This is a genomic window from Neorhizobium sp. BETTINA12A, from assembly GCF_023006485.1.
Classification (GTDB): domain Bacteria; phylum Pseudomonadota; class Alphaproteobacteria; order Rhizobiales; family Rhizobiaceae; genus Neorhizobium.
Window position 1 is genome coordinate 15,947 of record NZ_JALBGW010000030.1, and the last position, 22,465, is coordinate 38,411.

19 protein-coding genes are annotated in these 22,465 nt (G+C 58.8%); 14 read left to right on the plus strand and 5 right to left on the minus strand.

Annotated elements, in window-relative coordinates; all coding sequences use genetic code 11:
• Position 1: 1 nt before the first annotated feature.
• The 3 genes from iolD to MOV61_RS10975 form a co-directional block, all read right to left on the minus strand.
• Complete coding sequence (iolD, locus tag MOV61_RS10965; protein WP_247136604.1) at positions 2 to 1,825, minus strand: 3D-(3,5/4)-trihydroxycyclohexane-1,2-dione acylhydrolase (decyclizing); 1,824 nt, start codon at positions 1,823 to 1,825, stop codon at positions 2 to 4.
• Positions 1,822 to 3,750: a bifunctional 5-dehydro-2-deoxygluconokinase/5-dehydro-2-deoxyphosphogluconate aldolase gene (gene iolC, locus MOV61_RS10970; protein ID WP_247136605.1), complete on the minus strand. Its 1,929-nt coding sequence runs from the start codon at positions 3,748 to 3,750 to the stop codon at positions 1,822 to 1,824. The genes iolD and iolC overlap by 4 nt, the downstream gene beginning before the upstream one ends.
• Positions 3,751 to 3,848: 98 nt before the next feature.
• Complete coding sequence (locus MOV61_RS10975; protein ID WP_051900623.1) at positions 3,849 to 4,697, minus strand: MurR/RpiR family transcriptional regulator; 849 nt, start codon at positions 4,695 to 4,697, stop codon at positions 3,849 to 3,851.
• Between the two features lie 151 nt (positions 4,698 to 4,848).
• Here MOV61_RS10975 and iolG point away from each other — a divergent pair, with 151 nt between their 5' ends.
• From iolG to MOV61_RS10995, 4 genes are all read left to right on the plus strand, one after another.
• Entirely contained in the window at positions 4,849 to 5,844 is a 996-nt protein-coding gene (gene iolG, locus MOV61_RS10980) for an inositol 2-dehydrogenase (protein WP_040125491.1), read from the plus strand.
• Between the two features lie 132 nt (positions 5,845 to 5,976).
• Entirely contained in the window at positions 5,977 to 6,822 is an 846-nt protein-coding gene (locus MOV61_RS10985) for an inositol monophosphatase family protein (protein ID WP_040125492.1), read from the plus strand.
• Between the two features lie 47 nt (positions 6,823 to 6,869).
• Positions 6,870 to 7,493, plus strand: coding sequence for a dual specificity protein phosphatase (locus tag MOV61_RS10990; RefSeq protein ID WP_247136606.1), 624 nt, complete (start codon positions 6,870 to 6,872; stop codon positions 7,491 to 7,493).
• Entirely contained in the window at positions 7,486 to 9,153 is a 1,668-nt protein-coding gene (locus tag MOV61_RS10995; protein WP_040125493.1) for a metallophosphoesterase, read from the plus strand. Before MOV61_RS10990 ends, MOV61_RS10995 begins: the two co-directional genes overlap by 8 nt.
• Positions 9,154 to 9,200: 47 nt before the next feature.
• On the opposite strand, the gene MOV61_RS11000 is transcribed toward MOV61_RS10995, so the two are convergent.
• Positions 9,201 to 10,187 carry a LacI family DNA-binding transcriptional regulator gene (locus MOV61_RS11000; RefSeq protein ID WP_040125494.1) on the minus strand — a complete coding sequence of 329 codons (987 nt, stop codon included), beginning with the start codon at positions 10,185 to 10,187 and terminating at the stop codon, positions 9,201 to 9,203.
• A gap of 559 nt (positions 10,188 to 10,746) precedes the next feature.
• Between MOV61_RS11000 and MOV61_RS11005 the strand changes: the two genes are divergently transcribed.
• The 10 genes from MOV61_RS11005 (at position 10,747) to MOV61_RS11050 (ending at position 21,434) form a co-directional block, all read left to right on the plus strand.
• Positions 10,747 to 12,597 carry an iron ABC transporter permease gene (locus MOV61_RS11005; protein ID WP_247038636.1) on the plus strand — a complete coding sequence of 617 codons (1,851 nt, stop codon included), beginning with the start codon at positions 10,747 to 10,749 and terminating at the stop codon, positions 12,595 to 12,597.
• Positions 12,597 to 13,730: an ABC transporter ATP-binding protein gene (locus MOV61_RS11010; RefSeq protein ID WP_040125496.1), complete on the plus strand. Its 1,134-nt coding sequence runs from the start codon at positions 12,597 to 12,599 to the stop codon at positions 13,728 to 13,730. Before MOV61_RS11005 ends, MOV61_RS11010 begins: the two co-directional genes overlap by 1 nt.
• 86 nt (positions 13,731 to 13,816) lie before the next feature.
• Positions 13,817 to 14,911 carry an ABC transporter substrate-binding protein gene (locus tag MOV61_RS11015; RefSeq protein ID WP_040125905.1) on the plus strand — a complete coding sequence of 365 codons (1,095 nt, stop codon included), beginning with the start codon at positions 13,817 to 13,819 and terminating at the stop codon, positions 14,909 to 14,911.
• A gap of 12 nt (positions 14,912 to 14,923) precedes the next feature.
• Positions 14,924 to 16,051, plus strand: a complete 1,128-nt coding sequence (locus tag MOV61_RS11020; protein WP_080719384.1) for an ABC transporter substrate-binding protein — start codon at positions 14,924 to 14,926, stop codon at positions 16,049 to 16,051.
• A gap of 70 nt (positions 16,052 to 16,121) precedes the next feature.
• Positions 16,122 to 17,216 (plus strand): ABC transporter substrate-binding protein, encoded by a 1,095-nt coding sequence (locus MOV61_RS11025; protein ID WP_051900627.1) that lies wholly within the window; start codon positions 16,122 to 16,124, stop codon positions 17,214 to 17,216.
• Between the two features lie 61 nt (positions 17,217 to 17,277).
• The gene (locus MOV61_RS11030) at positions 17,278 to 18,183 is read left to right on the plus strand and encodes an inositol monophosphatase (RefSeq protein WP_051900628.1); all 906 of its coding nucleotides are present in this window, start codon (positions 17,278 to 17,280) and stop codon (positions 18,181 to 18,183) included.
• Between the two features lie 5 nt (positions 18,184 to 18,188).
• Complete coding sequence (locus MOV61_RS11035; protein ID WP_051900634.1) at positions 18,189 to 18,836, plus strand: dual specificity protein phosphatase; 648 nt, start codon at positions 18,189 to 18,191, stop codon at positions 18,834 to 18,836.
• Positions 18,833 to 20,512, plus strand: a complete 1,680-nt coding sequence (locus tag MOV61_RS11040; RefSeq protein WP_040125498.1) for a Na/Pi cotransporter family protein — start codon at positions 18,833 to 18,835, stop codon at positions 20,510 to 20,512. The genes MOV61_RS11035 and MOV61_RS11040 overlap by 4 nt, the downstream gene beginning before the upstream one ends.
• Before the next feature lie 28 nt (positions 20,513 to 20,540).
• Positions 20,541 to 20,762: a hypothetical protein gene (locus MOV61_RS11045; RefSeq protein ID WP_040125499.1), complete on the plus strand. Its 222-nt coding sequence runs from the start codon at positions 20,541 to 20,543 to the stop codon at positions 20,760 to 20,762.
• A gap of 75 nt (positions 20,763 to 20,837) precedes the next feature.
• The gene (locus tag MOV61_RS11050; RefSeq protein WP_040125500.1) at positions 20,838 to 21,434 is read left to right on the plus strand and encodes a cation transporter; all 597 of its coding nucleotides are present in this window, start codon (positions 20,838 to 20,840) and stop codon (positions 21,432 to 21,434) included.
• Positions 21,435 to 21,852: 418 nt separating this feature from the next.
• Here the strand turns inward: MOV61_RS11050 and MOV61_RS11055 are convergent, their stop codons facing one another.
• Positions 21,853 to 22,413 (minus strand): hypothetical protein, encoded by a 561-nt coding sequence (locus tag MOV61_RS11055; RefSeq protein ID WP_040125502.1) that lies wholly within the window; start codon positions 22,411 to 22,413, stop codon positions 21,853 to 21,855.
• Between the last annotated feature and the right edge of the window lie 52 nt (positions 22,414 to 22,465).

Sequence of the window (22,465 nt, forward strand, 5' to 3'; positions counted from 1 at the left end):
GTCAGCGTCTTTCCTTGAGTGCGGCTTCGTAGGCGGCGCGAGCTTGCGTGACTTCAGCGCGGGTCGAGACCTCCGGCACCGCGACGTCCCACCAGTATCCCCCGCCTTCAGGCGTCGGATAGGGATCGGTGTCGATGACAATAACGGTTGCGACCTTCGCTTCCCGCGCACCGTTCAATGCCGCTTCCAGATCGGCGATCGAGGAGACCTTGCGGGCATCGGCGCCCATTGCGGCGGCATGGGCGGCGAAATCGATCTGCATCGGGTTCGCCTGATTGGTGTGCGCATAGAGGTTGTTGAACTGCTCGCCGCCGGTCGCCATCTGCAGCCGGTTGATGCAGCCGTAACCGCGGTTGTCGGTGATCACGACGGTGATCTTGACGCCCATGGCAACGGCCGTCGCAAGCTCGGAGTTCATCATCATGTAGGAGCCGTCGCCGATCATGACGATCACGTCGCGATCCGGCTCCGCCATCTTGATGCCGAGCCCGCCGGCGATCTCGTAGCCCATGCAGGAGAAGCCGTATTCCATATGGTAGGAGAGCGGCCTTCCCGCCTTCCAGAGCTGATGCAGCTCGCCCGGCATGGTGCCGGCGGCGCACATGACGACCGTATTGTCGCGCGAGGCGCGCTGGACTGCACCGATCACCTGCATGTCGGTCGGCAGCAGATTGCCATCCTCGGGGGCAGCGGTGACGGCATCCGCATTGGCGAACCAGTCCTCCTTGAGGCCGGCATCCACTCCTCGGAAACGATCATCGCCGAGCGCCGCACTCACCAGCTCCAGCCCGACCTTCGCGTCCGAGACGAGCGGGATCGCTTCGTGCTTGGCGCTGTCATAGGGCTGGACATTGAGCGACAGGATACGGCGCGTCGGATTCTTGAAGAGCGCCCAGGAGCCGGTGGTGAAATCCTGGAACCGTGTGCCGACGCCAATCACCAGATCGGCGTTTTCGCAAACGGCATTGGCGCTCGAAGCGCCGGTCACGCCGACCGGGCCGAAATTGGATGTATGGTCCCAGGGCAGCGCCGACTTGCCGGCCTGCGTCTCGACGACCGGGATATTGTGCCGGCTCGCAAACGCCGCGAGCGCCCCGGTCGCGCCGGAAAAATGCACGCCACCGCCGGCGACGATGACCGGATTTTTTGCTGCTCGGATCGCCTCGACTGCACGCTCAAGCTCGTTCTCATCCGGCCGCGGCCGGCGCCAATGCCACGTCTTCGGCTCGAAGAAACTTTCCGGATAATCATAGGCCTCGGCCTGGGTATCCTGGCAGAAAGCCAATGTCACTGGGCCGCAATCGGCAGGATCGGTCAGGGTCCGCATGGCGCGCGGCAGTGCAGTCAAAAGATGTTCCGGCCGGCTGATGCGGTCGAAATAACGGCTGACCGGTCGGAAGCAGTCGTTGACACTGGCAAGACCATCGCCGAAATTCTCGATCTGCTGCAGAACCGGATCGGGGCCGCGATTGGCGAAGACATCGCCTGGGATGAAGAGCACCGGCAGGCGGTTCACATGCGCAAGTGCTGCCGCCGTGACCATGTTGAGCGCGCCCGGTCCGATCGAAGAGGTCACCGCCATCGCTCGGCTGCGGCGAAGCTGTTTGGAATAGGCGATCGCCGCATGGGCCATCGACTGCTCGTTCTGGCCGCGATAGGTAGGCAGGTCCGGCCGGATGCCCGCCAGCGCTTCGCCCATGCCGGCGACATTGCCGTGGCCGAAGATCGCCCAGACACCGGCGATAAAGGGCACGCCCTCCTCCGTCATCTGGTTTGCGAGATAGCGCACCATCGCCTGCGCGGCGGTCAGTCTCACTGTTGTCATTGGCTGCTTCCTCCTCCGCTGCCCGCTCTTGCGCGTGCCGTGTCCCAGGCCGTGCAGAGTTCGCGGTATTTTCGCACCATGTCGGCCACCGCCTCGTCATCACCGATCGCGCCGGCAAACCACCGCCGCGCCGCATCGCCGAAAATCGTCCGGCCGACGGCAAAACCCTTCACAAGGTCGAAGCCTGCCGCGGTGGCAAAACTTTCCTCCAGCTCCGCCATCGGCGCATCGAGCCCCAGCACGACGATGCCGCGCACATAGGAATCATGTTTCTCGATGGCGGCGCAGGCATTCGCCCAGGCGGCCTCGCTCGTCATCGGTTCGAGCTTCCACCAATCGGGATAGACGCCGATCTCATAAAAACGCTCGATGATATCGGCAACGGTTCGATCGTTGACCGGTCCGACCTTGGACGGGATCACCTCCAGCAGCATTTCCAGCCGGTTGCGGCGGGTGGCGGCAAACAGGCGCTGGATCACCTCTTCCTGTTTCTCCCGCATCTCTGCCGGGTCATCGGGATGGTAGAAGCAGAGAACCTTGGCAACATTCTCGACCGGCCATTCTGTGATGCCACCGAGATCGGGACCAAGCTCGGGCTCCAGGGTCAGCGGGCGCGAGCCTGGCCATTCCACCGGCCGGCCGATCCACAATCCCGTGCCCGTCGCCTTGTAAAGCGTCTCGCGTCCGAGCCGCCCGTCGCAAAGAATGCCGTAGCCCTGCCTGCCGTCCGATACGTCGAGCGCGGCCTTCAGGCACAGTGCCTTGAACTCGTCGATCCGCTCCGAACTTTGTCCCGCCTCATCGGCGATCGCTTCGAGTTGCATGCGGTGATCGAAGGCGAAGACCCGCAATTGCGGCCACGCGCCCGTCCGGTTGGTCGACCAGTGCACCTGCTCAAGCGCGCCGTCCTTGCGCAGCGCCCTGTCCCGGATGCCGGTGCGGAAGAAATACTGCAGCTCTTCCCAGCTCGGATAGGCCGGCGTGCAGCCGTGGCGCGAGACGGCGAAGGCGCCGCAGGCGTTGGCGTATTTCAGCGCCGTCGGCCAGTCCTCGCCGGTGAGCCAGCCCTTCAGCAGGCCCGCCATGAAGCCGTCGCCGGCACCGAGCACGTTGAAGACCTCGATTGGAAAACCCTGCCCCGTCTGGCCCTTGTCGAGACTGTCGGGAATCTCGCCTTCAAAGACGACGGCGCCCATCGGGCCGCGCTTGCAGACCAGCGTCGCCTTGGAAACGGCGCGAACCGCTCTCAGCGCCTCGAGCGTGTCGGTCGAACCGCCGGCGATATGAAATTCCTCTTCCGTCCCGACCAGCAGGTCGAACAGATGCAGACTGGACTGCAGCTTGGCAGTCACCTTGCCGGACTCGATAAAGCGGCTTTCTCCCGCCTCGTGGCCCGCAAGGCCCCACAGGTTCGGACGATAGTCGATATCGAGGGCCGTGCGGGCGCCATTCTCGCGGGCGAGCCGCAGCGCCTTCAAGACGGCAGCCTCGGTGTTCGGATGGGAAAGATGGGTGCCCGTGACGCAGACGCAGCCCGCTTCTGCAATAAAGCCGGGATCGATATCGTCCTCGCAAAGCGCCATATCGGCGCAGTTCTCGCGATAAAAGATCAGCGGAAACTGATGCTGGTCGCGGATGCCGAGCAAAACGAGTGCCGTCAGCCGCTCCGGATCGGTCTTGACGCCGCGCACGTCGACCTTCTCGCGGACGAGCTGCTCGCGGATGAACCGGCCCATATGCTCGGCGCCGACGCGGGTGATCAGCGCCGATTTCAGCCCGAGCCTTGCCGCACCCGCGGCGATGTTCGTCGGCGAGCCGCCGATATATTTGTTGAAGGAGGCCATATCCTCCAGACGCCCGCCAACCTGCACGCCGTAGAGATCAACGGACGAGCGGCCGATCGTGATGAGATCCAGTGACGCCAAGATTTCCTCCCTCTCAAGATAGCGCCACCCTCCGCGGCATTTTATCGAGACTTAAAATGGATCATAAATTCCATTTTAAGAGAGCACAACATAAAAATTCAAGCCCTCTGCGATTTTGCCGTACCGACGATGACGGCGAGCGCAGTTGCCAGACAGAGCGTTGCGGCGGGCGATCGGAAAGCCCCAAAATCAATCTCGGAAACCAGAAGCGTCGTTGGGCGAAATTTCGCAAGCGGGCCAATCGCAGAGTCAGTTACGGCTACAATTGGAATCTTGCGTGCAGCCACGTCTTCGACAAGTTCAAGTGTCGGCGCCGAATAAGGCGCAAAGGTGAACGCCAACAGCGCATCGCCTTCTCGAATCGCATGCCGATTGTCCAGTTTACCTAGCGAAGTATGCAGAACCGCAGGAACTTCCATTTTCTCAAAGAGATAGGCAACGTATGTCGCCACCGAGAACGAACGTCCGAGACCAATGATATGGATCATTCCCGCAGCCACAAGCAGATTGGCGCCTTCGTTGAGAGCGACCGGGTCCACCGTGCTCAGCAGACTTTCAATCGATGCCCTGCCGGCCTCGACAAATTCGCCCAGCAGAGCGGACGGGCTTCCTTCTGGTTTTTCCCTCAGATGCAGTAGCCGGGTGGAATAGTCCGGCCACCCACCCACATAGGTTTCGCGAAACAGCCGCTGCATTTCGGAAAAGCCGGAGAACCCTAAAATTTGGCAAAAGCGCATGAAAGCTGAAGGCTGCACCCCTGCACCTTCGGCCATTTCGGCAACGGTTGAGACGGCGATCCTATCCTTGTTTGCCGCGACGTAGTCGGCACATTGGCGTAAGCGTTTCGGCAGGTTTTCCGAAACCTCGAGAAGCCGCTCCTCGAAAGCCTTTACATTGGCCGGTGGTGAGAAATTCGCCACGCTTTCCTCCTTGATCCCGCTTGACATAAACACAATGACGATCTAGCAAAATAGAATATATGTTCCAAATCTGCTTTGGACAAGCGATAATGATCTTCGCAGCGACCAAGGAAAAGGCCGAAATGACTGGGGCCGGACGCTTGCGATGGGATCCGTCGAGCTACAATGGGAGGACATCATGGTCACGAAACTGGCGCTTGTCGGCGCAGGCCGTATCGGCAAAGTGCATGCGCGTGCCATCACGCAAGACAAGCGTGCGAACCTAGTCGCGGTCGTCGACGCCATGGCGGATGCGGCAAAGGCGATCGCCGATAGCGCCGGCTGCGCCGTTAGCACGATCGAAGCCGTCGAGACGGACAAGGATATCGACGCGGTCATTATCTGCACGCCGACCAATACTCATGCCGACCTGATCGAGCGTTTCGCCAAGGCTGGCAAGGCGATTTTCTGCGAAAAGCCGATCGATCTCGACGTGGACCGCGCCAAAGCCTGCCTGGAAACGGTGCGCAAGACCGGCGCCAAGGTGATGCTCGGCTTCAACCGCCGCTTCGACCCACATTTCCTTGCAGTTCGTAAGGCGATCGACGACGGCAGGATCGGCAAGGTGGAAATGGTGACTATCACCAGCCGCGATCCAGGCCCGCCGCCGGCCGAATATATCAAGGTTTCAGGTGGCATTTTCCGCGACATGACGATCCACGACTTCGACATGGCGCGTTTCCTGCTCGGTGAGGAAATCCACAGCGTCATGGCGTCCGGCGCCGTCCTGGTCGACCCAAAAATCGGCGAGCTCGGCGATTATGACAGCGCAAGCCTCATCCTGACCACGAAAAGCGGCAGGCAGGCCATCATCTCCAACTCCCGCCGGGCGAGCTACGGTTATGACCAGCGCATTGAGGTGCACGGATCGCTCGGGTCCGTGGCCGCCGAAAACCAGCGGCCGGTCTCGATTGAGGTCGCCAACAAGGACGGCTATATCCGCCCGCCGCTGCATGATTTCTTCATGACCCGTTATACCGAGGCTTATGCGGCGGAGATCTCCGCCTTCATCGACAGCCTCGAAAGCGGCTCGGGGCCCTCGCCTTCGGCTGAGGACGGCTTGATTGCACTGGCGCTTGCCGACGCGGCATTGCGCGCAGTCAAGGAAAGCAAGACCATCGTAATCGGCGGATAGTCCGCTCAATGTCGGCCTCGGCAAAACGCTCGAGGCCGATGAAATCATTTTCCGGCCTCCGTCCGCTCACGAGTGACGGTAATTCTAACCTTGCGTGTAAATGCACACGTGTGCACCAAGTGGACAACCCAATTGCCAGCCAAATCCTCCTATTCAAATGATCTGTCGGGTCGCGCCTTGTTGTGCAAGGACGTGATCAAGGCTGCCGGCGCGCTCGTGTTGAAGGGCTTTCAGGATAATACCGGGCGCGCCACTTCCATGAAGGGTCCGCAGGACTTTCTTACCGAAACGGATGCGGCCTCCGAAGCACTGATCCGGAGCACGATTTCCGAGCATTTTCCGGTGGATGGCTTTCTCGGAGAAGAAGGAGGCGGGAAGGTTACCGATCGGCTTTGGGTCGTCGACCCGATCGACGGTACTGCCAATTTTGCCAGAGGCATTCCGCATTTTTGCATTTCGATTGCCTATGTGGAGAACTACGACTGGAAAATCGGTGCGATCTACAATCCGGCCCAAGACGAGCTCTATTTCGCTTGCCGTGGCGCCGGCGCGACGCTGAATGAGAAGCAAATCAGCGTTTCGGCCACCAGAAGCTTCGATTCGGCTTCGGTCGAATTGGGTTGGTCCGGCCGCGTGCCGAACGAAATCTACATCCGGACCATTGGCGAACTTCTCGCACTTGGCACGAACGTCCGGCGAACCGGATCCGGCGCTATGGCACTCGCCTATGTGGCCGATGGACGTTCCGATGCCTATGTCGAGTTGCACATGAACTCCTGGGACTGTGCTGCCGGGCTTTTGCTGGTTGAAGAAGCCGGCGGCGCCGTTTGCCCGTTCATGGAAATTGGCACTCTCGCCGAGGGCGGTCCGGTACTCGCCTCGACCAGGGCTATTGCCGTTGGCGTAAGCCAGGCAAGCCGAATTCCGCTCGCCGCGCCGCATCTCCTCACCACTGACCTGCATCGCGCCAGAGGATAACAATAAAGCGTCGGGAGGCTTGAAGCTGCCGGCGGAAAGGAAACGATATGGATGCCCCAATCTATACTCGCCCGGATATCAGCCTAATCGGCCGTGGTCTCGGGCCACACGGCGCCGATCTTTACATCGGCGGCAGGGAAGGCGCCAGCAATCGCGAATTGCTGAACCGCCATGGCATCACGGTCGTCGTCAACTGCGCCGTCAATCTCGACATCAATCTTGTCACGGCACCGGACGAGCCCGCATCCGACGAGATTTACGGGAGCGGCTACGCAGGTATCCGCTACTACAAGCTCGGACTGATTGATGGCCAGGGCAGCCCGGACACGATGATGCTGGGCGCCTATTATATTCTCGACGGCGCCCTGCGCCAGAGCATGCCGAAGCGGCACACCTATCCGTTTCCCGACGGCGGCAATATTCTCGTCAATTGCCGCAGCGGTCGCAGTCGCTCTGTTTCGCTTGTGGCACTGTTCCTTCACAAACAGCAGCCGCACCTTTATCCGACATTGGACGCGGCGGTTGCCCATATTCGTGAGTATCGCCAACTGCGTCCCGACGAGTGGTTCGAAACGCCAAAGCCTATGCTTTACGAGGCTGCTCGTCTTGCATCGAAATGGATTGACCTGATCACGACGGCTCCATCGGACAATGCGATCTCCAATGCCTAAATTGCCTTCCATCGCCATCATCGCCGATGCACACTTTCATGATGTCAAAGCCGGGTTTGATTTTCCCGGCATCACGATCGAAGGCGATCGGATGGCTCTTCGCACCTGGGTCGACACACGCCAGTCCACGCGCGTATTCAATGAAAGTACGCAGGCCCTCTTCGCCGCATTGGATGAGGTGAAACGGCGCGAGATAAGACATGTCGTATTGCTCGGAGACTATTCGGACGATGGCCAGCGTGAAACGCTCGCAAGCCTTCGAAAGATCTTGACCAGGCATGTTCGCGAAAACGGGACGAACTTCTACGCCCTACCCGGCAATCATGATATTTTCGGCCCCGCCGGCCGCCATCACACCAAGGAATTTGTCGGGCAAAATGCCGACGCCGTGCAGGTGACCAGTGATAGCCAAAATATGGCACCTGGCACCATTTTCAGCGCTGGCATGTTTTGCGAAGGTTATCCCGCTGGGCTGGACGCGATGGCTGAGTTCGGCTACTTTCGCCAACTGCATTATCTGCATTGGGAAACGCCCTTCGGCGCGTCCGATGCGATCGAGGCTCGGCGATACGATGCCGTTTCGCCTGATGGCCGCAACCATTATCACCTCATGGATGCCTCCTATCTCGTCGAGCCGGAGGACGGACTCTGGCTTTTGATGATAGACGCAAACGTTTTCGAGCCGCGTGACGGATCCTACGTTGCAGGGGAAGAAGCGGCCTTCGTCGATAGTACCGCAGCGGGGTGGAACGCGCTTCTGCGCTGCAAGCCTTTCATCATCGATTGGATCGCTGACGTCTCTTCGCGAGCAAAAGCCCTGGGCAAGACGCTCCTTGCGTTTTCACATTATCCTGCGCTCGATCCGTTCGATGGTGCGACCGCCGCGGAACGGGTGCTTTTCGGAGAAACAAACGTGGCTCGCAGAACACCGCGCGCCGCCGTAGCCGACGGACTTCTGGACGCTGGACTGGTCGTGCATTTCAGCGGACACCTGCATGTCGAGGGCATTACCCGCCGGAGCCGCGGCGAGCGTGAGATCGTCAACATTGCCGTTCCCTCGATAGTCGCCTATCCGGCCGCTTTCAAGGTTGCGCGGCTCAGCCCCGACAGCATCGAAGTCGAAACCGTGGAACTCTCTGGCCTGACGCTTGATCAAAACATCTTCGCCGCATATCGGCAGGAAAGCAATCGATCGGGCACATCACAGGATGCGGCTTTCGACACGAAGAACTACGGCGCCTACTTACGGGCACATAAGGAGGCCCTCATCCATCACCGTTACTTTCCCAAGGAATGGCCGGAGGATGTCGTCGACGCGGTATCGGACCTGAATCTGCTAGAGGTTTGCCGGATCATTGATGGCAAAGCGCCTGCGGATGACGGTCTGGCAGCAATCGGCATAATCGACGCGATCGTCGATTGGTATTGCCTGAGGCAGGCGGCCGTGCTGGCCTTGGGCGACGTCACGGCGCAAAGGCGTGATGTTTACCGTAAGCTGGCGCAATCCTATGGTCGTGACCCCGCTCAAGGCAGCGACGGAACGGTCGAAACATTTCTGGCTATTTTCCTCGGTGCATTTGCCGATTTTCTGGATCGTGCCGAGCGCGGTGCCAAGTCTTTCGAGATTTCTCTGAAGCAGGAATTCGAGACGACGTGTTAACCTGAATCCGCTCTGCAGCATGACCGAATGGTGCCAATCGCCAGGCATTACCGCACTGTCTTGCGCTCAACCATTGCGACCGGCACGACCTGAAGACGTGTTTCCTGATCGTCGGATTCGAGCGCCGCAACCACGCTCTCGGTAAGGACCGAGAACGATTGCGCCACAGTCGTCAATTCATAGCTCTTCCATGCGGCCTGTGGAATGTCATCGAAACCGATGACTGACAGGTCCTCGGGCACCTTGCGTCCCGCTTCCTTGCGGGCCGCGTCCATAAATCCGAGCGCCAGAAGATCAGTTACGCAGAATGCGCCATTAATCGAGCGATCTTCGAGAAGCGCGCAGCCGGCCCGGTAACCGCTGTCATAGCTCGTCGGTCCTTCCGACCACGGGATGACCTCGGCGCCTGAGGCTTTCATCCGCTGGCTGAATGCCGTCGCGCGGCGGACCTGAGCGGGCGTGTTGCTACCGCTTGTCACCAGCGCGACTTTCGTACATTTCGCCTGCAGCAGGCGTTGCGCCGCGAGATCCGCGCCGCGAGAATCATCCGTCAGCACCAGGCTCGTGTCAGTGCGTTCGAGCATCTGGTTGATAAGAACGAGCCTGACGCCGTTTGCCGTGCATTGATCAATGATGGTTGAGGGTGGCTCGCCGGAGAGAACGACAATTGCCCTGGCCCGAAATTCGAACAGAAGCTCGATCAGCGGCGCAATGTCCCTGCGGGCATCGGCTGCATTGAGAAGAAGACATTGCATGCCCTTTCGCAAAAGCGCGATGCTCAGGAGATCCAGCTGTTTCGCGATAAAGGGCGAAGATAGATTGGCACCGACGACGCCGATCAAGTTCGACCGGTCATTGTTCAGGCCCTGCGCCAACCGGTTCACCCGATAACCGAGTTCCCGAGCTGCCTTAAGGACCTTGCGCTTGACCGCGGGCGAAACACTTCCGCCTTCGGTGAACGTCCGCGAGACTGCGGAACGGGAGACCCCGGCCCGCCTTGCCACTTCTTCAGCCGTCACGAACGCTCGCGCCATACACCCTCCTGTCGCCGAACTTCCGGTTTCGTTCATCCTGCGCCACCTGCGTGGCGGCGCTTACATAAGTGTCCGGAAATCAAGATGTCTGCAAGCGCTCACAACAAGCCTACTTATCGGCACTCGCCATACGAAAGCCCATCGCAGCAAATTTGTCTGCGTCAGGACGGAGGCGTACAAAAATCTTGTCAGACATTAAAATAAATCAATAAGAACCAGTGGCTTAACTCGATGATCACGTGTGCATTTTTTTATTGACAAAAATTCCACGCGAGCAGATTATGCATTCCATGGGCGGGACTTAAATAGAATTTTTGTTCTGCGCGGGTTCGCGATGGTCGGCCTTCGCTTGGGGAGTTTGCGAAGATCGATATCCAGGTGGGCAGCGATGCCGACGATGGATGCGAGCAGGGAGGATTGGTATAGATCAACGCGACTTCTGTCCTGCAGATGCCGGTCCTGCCCGGTATATCGGACGACAGTCTCGCGCCACTTCCCTGCACGCAATGTCGCCGCTCGCTACCCGATCGTCGCATTCCGAATTCCAAAGGGGAAGAGAATGGCCTTATTCAGTGAAGCAACGAAGGCGTCGCCCGCCAGTGGCGGCACGCGCCAGCCTACCGCCTGGCAGGGGTGGCGTTACCGGGCGAAGGTCGCATCACGCGAACCCACAACGCTGATCGGCGTGCTGACCGCACTTCTATTCACCTACCTTATCGCCGTACCGATCGTCTCGATCGTACTCGACGCCGTTCGCGTACAGTTCGGGCATGAACGGCGGCTCGGCAAGGATATCGGTGATCTAACGAGCTATTATCTCGACCGCGTCTTCATGTCGCCTGTTTCGGTGGATCTCTTCTGGCGGCCGTTGTTCAATACATTGACGGTGGCGGTCGGCGCCATATTGCTGTCTCTCGTCATTGGCGGGATTCTCGCCTGGCTGATCAGCCGGACGGATATGTTTGGCCGACGCTGGTTCGCAACCGCCCTGATCGTTCCCTACATGCTGCCTGCGTGGACGTTTGCGCTTGCTTGGACGACCCTTTTCAAGAACCGTACCGTCGGCGGCCAGCCGGGATGGTTCGAGGCCACGGGCTTCACGCCGCCGGATTGGGTCGCTTATGGCCGCTTCCCGATCACCATTATCCTGGCCCTCCACTATACGCCGTTCGTCCTTCTGCTATTTGGCTCGGCTCTTCGTCGCTTCGATTCGCAGCTCGAGGACTCCGCTCGAATTCTGGGCGCCCGGCGATATCAGGTCGCTCTCAAGATCATCCTGCCGCTGATGCGCCCGGCACTCCTCTCGTCGATGGTTCTGATTTTTGCAAAATGCCTCGGCGAATTCGGTGTGCCTTACGTACTCGGCCTGCCGGTAAAATTCGAAGTCCTTTCCACATCGCTGTTCCGCAGCATTGCCTCCCGTCAGACGGGTGTCGCTGGCGTCGTCGCCGCATCGATCATGATCATCGGCATCATAACGTTGATAATCGATGCGCGGCTTGTGCGGGAAGCGCGCCGCTTCGTCACAGTCGGCTCCAAGGGGTCGATGAACCGGCAGAACCGCCTTGGCAAGATGCGACTTCCTGCGACGGTATTCGCGGCGGCTATTTTTGTTCTGAGTGTCGGCTTGCCGCTCGTGACCCTGTTTCTGTCGACGGTCATGAAGATGCCGGCGCGCTTCACGCTCGACAATTTCACACTCGACTACTGGATTGGCACCAACCTCAATACCGTCGCGCTGCAGACAGGCGTGCTCCTGAGCCCGGACCTCTGGTCTGCCGCCAAGAACACCCTGACGATCGTCGGTCTTGCATCGCTCACCTCCGGTATTCTCGGTCTGCTGGTGGGATATGTCGTCATCCGCACGCCGGTCCGCGCGTTGTCGATATATCTGCGGCAGGTCACCTTTTTGCCCTATCTTGTTCCCGGCATCGCATTTGCTGCTGCTTATCTGTCGCTATTTGCCGTCCCGCGCGGTCCCATGCCGGCTCTCTACGGCACGGTGACCATCCTGGTGCTGGCGCTGATCGCCGACCAGATGCCTTACGCCTCCCGTGCGGGCATCTCCGCCATGACTCAGCTTGGCAAGGAGCCTGAAGAGGCTGCGCAGATTGCTGGCGCAGGGTGGCTCCGCCGCATGATTTTGATTGTCATCCCGATCCAGAAGGGGTCGCTCGTCACCGGCGTTCTGCTGCCGTTCATCTCCGGCATCAAGGGGTTGAGCCTGTTCGTTATCCTCGCCGTGCCAAGCACCGACGTTTTGACGACCTATTCGCTGCGCCTCGTCGACTACCACTACACGCAGGCGGCCAATGCTGTCGTGCTCATGATCGCGACGATCGCCTATCTCGGAACGCTGGCGGCCCAAAAACTCACCAAAACCAATCTCGCAGAAGGACTCGGAAGCTGATGCCGACTATCAATCTCAACGGCGCACAGAAAAATTACGGCGTCAATTCAGCCAATGCAGTCTCCGATCTGGATCTCGAAATCGGCGATGGCGAGTTCATGTGCCTTCTGGGACCATCGGGCTGCGGCAAGACAACGACGCTGCGGATGATCGCCGGATTGGAGAACCTATCCGGTGGCGAAATCAGGATCGGCGAGAGGGTTGTGGACTCAGTTCAGGAGGGTGTCTTCGTACCGCCGGAAAAGCGTGAAATGGGCCTCGTCTTCCAGAGCTATGCCCTCTGGCCGCACATGACGATCGAACGCAATACGGATTTCGGCCTGCGTCTGCGCAAGCTGCCGAAGGCCGAGCGCGAAGCGCGGGTTGAACAGGTCATGCAGGCGCTCGACATCGCCAAATATCGGGACCGCTATCCGTCCCAGCTTTCGGGGGGCCAGCAGCAGCGCGTGGCTCTCGCCCGGATGCTCGCGGTCAATCCCGGTGTTCTCTTGCTCGACGAGCCGCTTTCCAACCTTGATGCCCGCTTGCGCCTTGAAATGCGCGCGGAGCTCAAACGTATTCACAAGGAATTCAAGACGACGATCGTCTTCGTCACCCATGATCAATGGGAGGCAATGACGCTCGCGACCACGATCGCCGTCATGAACAATGGCACTCTTCAGCAGATGGGCACTCCGAACGAGATCTACGATCGCCCGGCCAATCGTTTCGTTGCGGAATTTGTCGGCAGTCCCCCGATCAACATCCTCGATCTGGACACCGCCGACATGACCGACGTCGCCCGGGAGGCGGCCGTATTCCTCTCCGCGCGACATCCGTCGCTGAAGGGAATCGGTGCGATCGGTCTCCGCCCAGAGGCAATCGGCTATACTGCCGACAAGGTGCAGATCCCGTCCGGCAGTTTCAGCGGCGAGATGATCGTGACGGGCGTGCTGCCGACAGGCGGAAGCTGGATCCTCGAGCTCAGAAGCGACAACAACACGCTCTTTCTGACGACGTCGGTACTGCCTCGGGTAGAGCTTGGCACAAAAACACATTTCTATGCGGAAACGGGCGCGCTGCACGTTTTTGACAAGGCCGGCAGGAGGATCGCCGAAGCGGACAGCCTCCTTAGAGACGCAGCCATTAACTGAATCACTGCAAGGAAAACGACGACTCAAGGGAGGAAAGGTCGATGATTTCTCGCATGAACAACACATTTTACCGAAGGGCGCAGGCGATGCTTCTCTCGGCGGCATTTCTGACTGGAACGGCTGGAGGATCGATCGCAGCAGACGCCTTTGATCTGCAGGCCCTGGTCGAAGCGGCCAAAAAGGAGGCCCCGATCACTGTCTACGACAGCACCGGCAAGATCGTAGACATGGCGAAAGCCTTTTCGGCCAAATACGGGCTTCGCGCAGAGGGAGCGAAGGTCAAGGCAGCGGCCCAGCTAGAAATGATGATCCGTGAGGCCCAGGCGAAGAACGTTCAGGGCGACGTCTCGATCGTAAGCGACGCTCCAGCGGCCATGGCTCAACTTCTGCCGCAGGGTTTCGCGGAAAGCTGGCTGCCGCCGGACATGGCTTCCAAAATCCCGGCGGAATATCAGGCCCCTCTGACAGTCGTCACGAGCGCCAACGTCTGGGCTTACAACACCGCTCTTTTTGACAAGTGCCCCGTGACCAACATTTGGCAGCTTACCGAGCCCAAGTGGAAGGGCAAAGTGGCGATGCAGGATCCGCTGGGAAAGTCATCCTACATCGATTGGTTTAACCAGATGTCGAAGCACGGCGACGATAAGATCGCCGCTGCCTACAAGGAGCTTTACGGCAAAGATCTGGCTCCGGACGAAAGCAGTGCCACCGCTGCATGGGTCAAAGCACTCGCCGCCAACAGTCCGCTTCTCACCGACGCCGACGCCGGCGCGGCCGATGCCGTCGCCGCACCGGGACAGACCCAGCCTTTCATGGGAATGATCAGTTCGGCGAAGTTTCGTGACAACAAGGACAAGGGCATGAAGCTCGGTCTTTGCAAGGATCTGAAGCCGTGGCTGGGATGGATGTATCCAGGGATCGGCCTGATCGCCAAGGGCACCAAGAGCCCTAATGCCGCAAGGCTGTTCATCCACTACATCATGACTGCCGAAGGCATCGCACCCCAGGCAGAAGACGGTAAGATATCCACCAACCGTGACGTCTCCCTGCCTGCGGGCGAACCGTCAGGGGTCGGTGCCCTGCTTAGCCAGGTTCTTCCTTACCAGATGGCGACAAGCCTTAACGACTGGGATGAACGGGACGCATGGCAGGATTTCTGGCGCTTGAACTATCGAAAGTAACGGGAGGGACAAATGAAGACGTGGAGAAAGCATAGGACTCCCGGTGTGGCGGGTTGGGCATTGGCTGCCTTGCTGCCTGCCGGCATCGCGGCGGCGCAAGACGATAGATTCAATCTCGATACCCTCATTGAGGCGGCACGCAAGGAACAGCCCATCACGGTCTATGCCGTAACCGGAAAGATCGTCGAGACGGCGAAGGCATTTTCCGAGAAATATGGAGTGAAGGCGACCGGCAAGAAGGTCAATGAGGCCACGCAGATCGAACTTATGATCCGCGAGCATCAGGCGGGGAACGTCGTTGGCGACATCAGCGTCGCGACCGATGTCGCCTCGGCCATGGGGCAGCTCTTGCCGGAGGGCATCGCCACAAGCTGGACGCCGCCCGATATTGCCGCCGACATCCCGGAAAAATACCGCAACCCGCTCGTGGTCGTCTCTGACCCGCATGTCTGGACCTACAACACCCAGAGATATGCCAAATGCCCCATCGACAACGTCTGGCAATTGACCGAACCGGAGTGGAAGAGCAAGGTTGCCATGCTCGACCTGTTCGACAAGCCGCTCTATGCCGACTGGTTCAACCAGATGGAAAAGCATCATGACGGAGACATGGCGCGTGCCTATGAACTCCGCTACGGCAAGAAGCTCGATACAGGCAAGGAAAGCGCAACCGCTACCTGGGTAAAAGCCTTTGCCAAGAACGGCCCTTTGCTGTCGGACTCCGCCACGGTTGCCAATGCCGCTGGTGCGCCCAATCAGCCGAACCCCTTCTTCGTTATCACCTCCACGGCCAAATACCGTGACAATATCACGAGCGGTCTCAAGCTCGGTATGTGTACCGATATCAAGCCGTTTGCAGGTTTTCTTTATCCGGGCTTCGGCCTGATTGCTGCAAAGACGAAGAGCCCCAACGCAGCCAAGCTGTTCATCCGCTATCTGATGACGGAGGAAGGCGTCGCGCCACAGACAGTGGACGGAAAGCTCTCCGGCAATTCCAAGATCAGCCTGTCTGCGGATGAGCCGTCAGGGGTCTCGGCATATCTCGGCCGGCTGATGACTTTCGAATCCACAACGTCAGACGACGATCTCGACAGGCGCGAAAGCTGGCAGGACCTCTGGCGCGTCAACTACAGGAAATGAACAAGCGCGAACCCCTGTTCGCGCCATTCCTTGGGAGGGGAAGGTGAACGAAGTGATTGCAAAAAAACGCATGAAAATTTCGGTCTTTGCTCTTGCAGTGGGGCTCGGTGTTCCGCACGCACGCGCTGCAGACGATCTCAACGCGTTGATCGAAGCCGCGAAGACGGAAAAGCCGATCAACGTCTATGACAGCACCGGCAAGATTGTCGAAATGGCGGAAGGCTTTACCAAAAAATACGGGCTCAAGGCGACTGGGGTGAAAGTTTCGGCAAACAACCAGCTCGAAATGATCATCCGCGAAAGCCAGGCCGGCAATGTTCAGGGCGACGTCGCGCTAATCACCGACACTCCGGCAGCGCTCGCGCAGTTGCTGCCGCAGGGCTTCGCGCAGAGCTACCTGCCGGATGACATGAAGGCGAAGATTCCCACGGAGTTCCAGAATCCGCTGGCGATCTCCACCAATGCCAACGTCTGGGCTTACAATACGGAGGTCTATGATAAATGCCCGGTCGAAAACATCTGGGAGATTACTGGTCCGAAATGGAAGGGCAAGGTCGTGCTTGTCGATCCGCTGACCAAGAGCACCTACACGGACTGGTTCAGCCAGATGGAGAAGCATGCCGACGGCAAGGTCTCAGACGCCTATAAGATGCTTTATGGTAAGCCGTTCGAGACCAAGGAAAAAAGCGCATCCGCAGCCTGGATCAAGGCGGTCGCGGCAAATGCGCCATTGCTGGTCGATGGTGACGATCCTGCTTCGGAAGCGATCGGTGCGCCGGGGCAGAGGACACCATTCTTCGGGCTCCTGAGTTCCGCCAAGTTCAGGGACAACAAGGACAAAGGCTACAAGCTCGGTCTTTGCAAGGATCTGCAGCCTTGGGTGGGTTGGACCTATACCAAACTCGGTCTGATCGCCTCCAAGACGAAGAGCCCCAATATGGCGAAGCTCTTCATTCGTTACGCTCTGACGGAAGAGGGCATCGCCCCACAGATGAAGGATGGCAAGCTGCCTACCAATATCGATGTAAAAATGCTTGCCAACGAGCCGTCGGGATTGGCGGCTGTCTCCAACCGTCTCTTTGCCTATGAAGCATCGACCGGCTTGACGGATTTCGAACGCCGTGAGGAATGGCAGGACTTCTGGCGCTTGAACTACAGCAAATGACCCATGCCGGCACGCGGTCGACCCTGTCCGCGTGTCGGGACCTTGATGATGGAAAGATGACATGACCAGTTTGCAGAAAGCTTCGGACGATTTTCCAGAAACTCGAGAACAGCGCGTGGCGGAGGCAAAGCGCCTCATGGCTGTGGCGATGATGGCTGCCAGCGCGGTGCAGGCGCCGCTCATGGCTGCTTTCAGATCGGATATGGAGATAGGCTACAAACGCGACCTGCACGATGTCGTCACCGTGCACGACAAGAACGCTGAAACTACCATCCGCAACATCATTCTCGACAACGAGCCAAATTCGGCCATCCTTGGGGAAGAAGGCGGACAGATCGGCGATGGCGACATCCAATGGTATGTCGATCCCATCGATGGCACGGCGAACTTCGCCAGCGGTTTTGCTTTCTGGTGCGTATCTATTGCGGCGGTTCGGGATGGCACCCTCATGGCCGGAGTGGTGTTCGATCCGGTTGCGAACGCACTGTTCTCAGCCGATCTCGAGCATTCCTACCTGAACGGCCGGCTCATACAATCAAAAGCCGCAGACGACGAGCGGCGTGCGACGCTGATCACCGGCTATCCCGTGTCGCGCGATTTTCATCTCGACGGACGAGACATTGCTCTGGCCCATCTTGGCGATCTCGTTGACACATTCTCAACCGTGCGCCGGCCGGGTAGCGCGGCACTTAGCATCGCACATGTGGCGGCCGGTTTTATCGACGCGGCGGCAGGTTTCGGCGTCAACGCCTGGGATGTGGCGGCCGCAATCCTGATCCTGAAGAACGCGGGTGGTCGTTACGAGCCCATGACGTTAGGAAAGGTGCCGCCAGGCAGCGCTGACTTCATGTGCCCAGGTTATGTCGCTACCGGCAATGGAGGAGACTACCCCACCCTCAATCGGATCGCGCGGGAAATCTCTAACGCTCGCAACGGCAAGGTTTCGGGGAGCAACGGGGCGGCGTGACGGACATGTTGAGCACAAAGAACGAATTCATTGCCGAAAAAGATGAAGCGCAATCGCTCGAAAAGCTGAGCCTCATCTATGAAAAGCATCCGGCCTATGGTGTGGACCTCTACATCTCCGGCAAGGAAGGTGCGAGCGATCTACCCATGCTGCGCGAGCACGGCATCACCACTGTCGTCAACTGCGCAGTCAATCTTGACTTCAACTACGTGCAGCCAGCGACACTGGTTGCGGACCATGAGGGTAGTGTCTACGGGCCGGGGGAAATCCGTTACTACAAAATCGGCCTCATTGACGGCAGCGGAAATCCCGACACACAGATGCTCGCCGCCTATTACATTCTGAAAGCGGCGCTCGAGCAAGTTTTGCCCGAAAAGCCATCCTATCCGCGCCGCGAACAAGGCGGCGTGCTTATCAATTGCCGAGGGGGGAGATCCCGCTCCGTCGTCGTCGTCTCGCTTTTCCTGCACGCGACTTTGCCGCAGGAATTCCCCACGCTCGAAAGTGCCATCGCGTTTGTCCGGACACAGCGAAGGCTTCCCGAAAAAGAGTGGTACAAGGCGCCGAAGCCGGTGCTCATTGAGGCCGCCAGGCATGCGGCTACGTGGATTCTGGATATCGAGGGAAATTCGTGGCCGGTGCCTCCAAAATGACCTTCATCATCGCCATCCTCGCACTTGCAGGACACATCGCCCTTCTTCTCTGGGGCACGAGAATGGTCCAGACCGGGATCCAGCGAGCCTTTGGTCCCAGCCTGAGGTCGTTCTTGGGTCATGCCCTGAGCAACCGCTTCAAAGCATTTCTGGCCGGACTGGGTGTGACCGCGATCTTGCAAAGCAGCACGGCCACAGGCTTGATGGCATCGGGCTTTGCTGCTGGCGGGCTAGTCGATCTCGTGCCGGCGCTCGCTGTTATGCTTGGCGCGAACGTTGGAACGACCTTGATCGTTCAGGCCCTGTCCTTCGACGTCGCCGCTATGTCGCCCGCGCTCATTCTCCTGGGTGCGCTGATGTTTCGCCGTGGTCAAAACCCGCAAATCCACGACCTGGGGCGTGTTTTTGTCGGTCTCGGCTTTATGCTGCTTGCGCTACACCAATTGCTTGCGGTGCTGACTGAATACGCGGACACGCCGGCTTTCGAAGCCGTGCTTTCGGCAATTTCCAAGACGCCCGCATCAAGCGTGATACTCGCCGCCATTCTGACCTGGGCAGCACATTCGAGCGTTGCCGTAGTCTTGCTCGTCATGTCTTTATGCAGCAAAGGATTGATCGATCCTTATCAGGCCTTCGCACTCACTCTCGGGGCCAATCTCGGCACAGCGATAAATCCGGTTGTGGAAGGCAATACCACGGGTGATTATTCCGCCAAACGGCTGCCTTTGGGAAACCTCGCAACGCGTCTTGCAGGGATTGGTATCGTCTTCGCAGCACTCTCACCTGTCGTCAGTTGGATGACGGCAATCGATACCGACGGCGCTCGGATAGTCGCGAATTTTCATACTGCATTCAATCTCATCGTCGCCGTCGCAGTCATGCCATTCCTTACGCCTTTCGCCAACCTTTTGGTCAGACTATTGCCGCAGAAGATCGACGCGACCGATCCTGGCCGTCCCCGTTATCTCGACGCATCTGCCAAAGAGACGCCGGTCGTCGCGTTGCAAGCTGCCGCTAGAGAAGTGCTGCGGCTTGTGGACATACTCGGCGACATGTTGGCGGGAACGAAAGCAGCTCTGACAAGCAACGATCGACGTGCACTTTCTTCCTTGCGAAAGATGGACACGATCCTGGACCGACTTAACAGGGCAGTGAAACAATATCTAACCTCGATTGATCGAGATGAACTCAGTGAGTCCGATCAACATCGGCTCGATGAAATTTTGATTTTTTCTACCGGCCTCGAAAACGCGGGCGATGTGCTTGACCAGAACGTCCTTCCCCATTTGGCCAAAAGGCTGCGCCGCGGCCTTAAGTTTTCGAAAGAGGGGCAGCGCGAACTGTCAGATCTGATTGACCGCCTCTCCACAAATCTCAGGACCGCCTCCGCATTGTTTATGTCTCAGGACGAACGTGTGGCCAGAATGCTTGCGGATGAAAAGATCGTCTTCCGCAAGGCGGAACGCGAAGGGATGAGCGACCATTTCAGGCGCATGCGAACGGGCGATCTAGATACCACCGAAACAAGCTCGCTCCACCTCGACCTGCTCCGCGACTTCAAGCAGATCAACTCACATCTTGTGGCAGCGACCGCCTATCCGATCCTCGAACGGCAGGGCGAATTGCTGCAGAGCAGAGCCATCCGCCAGGCGTCACCTGAATCCTCGTTTACGTGATGCGATTTCCTCTGATTGGCAGCAAACGATGCTCGTGCAATCGCTTCTCAACCTGACCGACGATCAACTGGAGGACGTGATGGGAGCTGTTGAAAACTGGTGCCGGAAGAACGAGAAGACGCTTGACAGCGAAATCGGACAGAAGGCGCTCGGCTTGGCTGCGAATATCAGGCGAAGCCGCGGCCTCACCCAAACCCAACTCGAGCAGATCCTCACTCATGACATGAGCGGGGACAATCAAGGATTCTAGAGGCGATGTCCACGGTATCGCGGGCTCAATGGTTGCGGGATAAAGTTACAAGTCAATTGCTGCGGAGCCAGGCCAGTGCTGAACCGATACCTCGACACTCCACTACGCAAGATCGCCGCCCTTGTGGCGCTCTTGAATCTGGGATACTTCGGGATCGAGTTCGCTGTAGCGCTCAAAATCGGCTCCGTGTCGCTGTTTGCGGACAGCGTTGATTTCCTTGAAGATGCTTCAGTCAACCTGCTGATCCTACTCGCGCTTGGATGGTCGCTCAAGAACCGGGCTCGCGTTGGGATCGCGCTATCGCTGACACTAATGGTTCCCGGCATTGCAACGCTGTTGGCCGCCTACCAGAGCTTCGTCGATCCAGCCCCTCCACAGCCCTTCCTTTTGACCATTACCGGTGCAGGAGCACTCGCGATCAACCTGTCCTGTGCCCTCATGCTGGCAGCGTTCCGTCACGAGAGCGGCAGTCTCACAAAGGCGGCTTTCCTTTCCGCACGCAATGATGCCCTCGCCAACATTGCCATCATGGGGGCGGGCTTCGTCATAAACTTTGTCTGGAACTCGGGATGGCCCGACCTAATCGTCGGCCTGGGCATCGCTGCAGTGAACATGGATGCAGCGAGGGAAGTCTGGGAGGCCGCCCAGAATGAATACCGCACTGCAGCTTAGGAAGGGTGGCGGAGCAACAAGACGCTCGTGAACGGGCTTGCTACCCTCGCTGAGGAGATCGCGGCCAAGGGCAGTACCATGCCGCCGAACTTCCGCCACGACCGACTGAGGTCGCTAATCGTTGAGCGCCTTGTCCGTGTCCAGGACGGAACACAAGCGTTCACGATACTGCCACTGGGGATCTTAGTTGGCCGCTACAGCATACTGGATGAATTGCAATCGCAGGGCGCCAAGTAGCTCCTATCGGATGATCGCAAGCGAAAAACCATTCAACAAACGCTGGAGATCCGGTCGATTGAAGAATTTACATTGCCTTGGTTTAGCGGACACACAGATCTCCCCGGTCTGGATTTACAAGCTTAGACTGGCACGGCGGTCGGATTGGAATTAGTACGGAAAGGTGGATCCGGTGACATATTCAGCGGTCGAACCGTTCCAGCATCCTCTTCAGTTGTGCATTCTGCAGCTGAAGCTTGCGCGTCAGCTGGTCGCGCAGCAGCCTGATCTCCTCATCAAGGCGGATTGCGTCACCAGAAACGGTGGGAAGGCCAGGAGAGGCTGGCGGAACGGCTTCACCCCCTGCCGCTGTCTTGCCCCGGCTTTTGCGCTTTCGCGTTGCACCTTCGCCAGTCTGCGAGGGTTTCGGTGCGTCGCGTGCGGCCGGGTTGGCGTTATCGGATAAGGCCGGATCAGCCGCCTCCACGGGCTTGGCGCCTTCGATATCTGCCGTGCCGTGAACACCGCCTGCCGTTTCTTTGGAATGATCCGGGTCCGCCGACACCGCCTCCGATCGACCGTAAGCGACCGGCTCTTCGTTGATCGGAGGATCCGCTGTGTTCAATCCGTTTTCAGCAGCGGTTTCTGTCGGTTTGGCGATAGCCAAGACGTTCGGCTTCACGTCATCGGCCGGCCCCTGTTCTTGCCTCTGCTGACGTCGCGGCGACACCAGCCGGGCAAGAAGTTTCCATGGAGACGCCATTTTATTCGACCTCGTATTCTACCCCACAGCCAGGCTGCGGCCAAAAGCCTTG

Coding starts and splice junctions, on each gene's coding strand:
- iolD (WP_247136604.1), bottom strand. CDS start 1,825: ATGACAACAGTGAGACTGACCGCCGCGCAGGCGATGGTGCGCTATCTC.
- MOV61_RS10975 (WP_051900623.1), bottom strand. CDS start 4,697: ATGTCAAGCGGGATCAAGGAGGAAAGCGTGGCGAATTTCTCACCACCG.
- iolG (WP_040125491.1), top strand. CDS start 4,849: ATGGTCACGAAACTGGCGCTTGTCGGCGCAGGCCGTATCGGCAAAGTG.
- MOV61_RS10990 (WP_247136606.1), top strand. CDS start 6,870: ATGGATGCCCCAATCTATACTCGCCCGGATATCAGCCTAATCGGCCGT.
- MOV61_RS10995 (WP_040125493.1), top strand. CDS start 7,486: ATGCCTAAATTGCCTTCCATCGCCATCATCGCCGATGCACACTTTCAT.
- MOV61_RS11000 (WP_040125494.1), bottom strand. CDS start 10,187: ATGGCGCGAGCGTTCGTGACGGCTGAAGAAGTGGCAAGGCGGGCCGGG.
- MOV61_RS11005 (WP_247038636.1), top strand. CDS start 10,747: ATGGCCTTATTCAGTGAAGCAACGAAGGCGTCGCCCGCCAGTGGCGGC.
- MOV61_RS11010 (WP_040125496.1), top strand. CDS start 12,597: ATGCCGACTATCAATCTCAACGGCGCACAGAAAAATTACGGCGTCAAT.
- MOV61_RS11015 (WP_040125905.1), top strand. CDS start 13,817: ATGCTTCTCTCGGCGGCATTTCTGACTGGAACGGCTGGAGGATCGATC.
- MOV61_RS11020 (WP_080719384.1), top strand. CDS start 14,924: ATGAAGACGTGGAGAAAGCATAGGACTCCCGGTGTGGCGGGTTGGGCA.
- MOV61_RS11025 (WP_051900627.1), top strand. CDS start 16,122: ATGAAAATTTCGGTCTTTGCTCTTGCAGTGGGGCTCGGTGTTCCGCAC.
- MOV61_RS11030 (WP_051900628.1), top strand. CDS start 17,278: ATGACCAGTTTGCAGAAAGCTTCGGACGATTTTCCAGAAACTCGAGAA.
- MOV61_RS11035 (WP_051900634.1), top strand. CDS start 18,189: ATGTTGAGCACAAAGAACGAATTCATTGCCGAAAAAGATGAAGCGCAA.
- MOV61_RS11040 (WP_040125498.1), top strand. CDS start 18,833: ATGACCTTCATCATCGCCATCCTCGCACTTGCAGGACACATCGCCCTT.
- MOV61_RS11045 (WP_040125499.1), top strand. CDS start 20,541: ATGCTCGTGCAATCGCTTCTCAACCTGACCGACGATCAACTGGAGGAC.
- MOV61_RS11055 (WP_040125502.1), bottom strand. CDS start 22,413: ATGGCGTCTCCATGGAAACTTCTTGCCCGGCTGGTGTCGCCGCGACGT.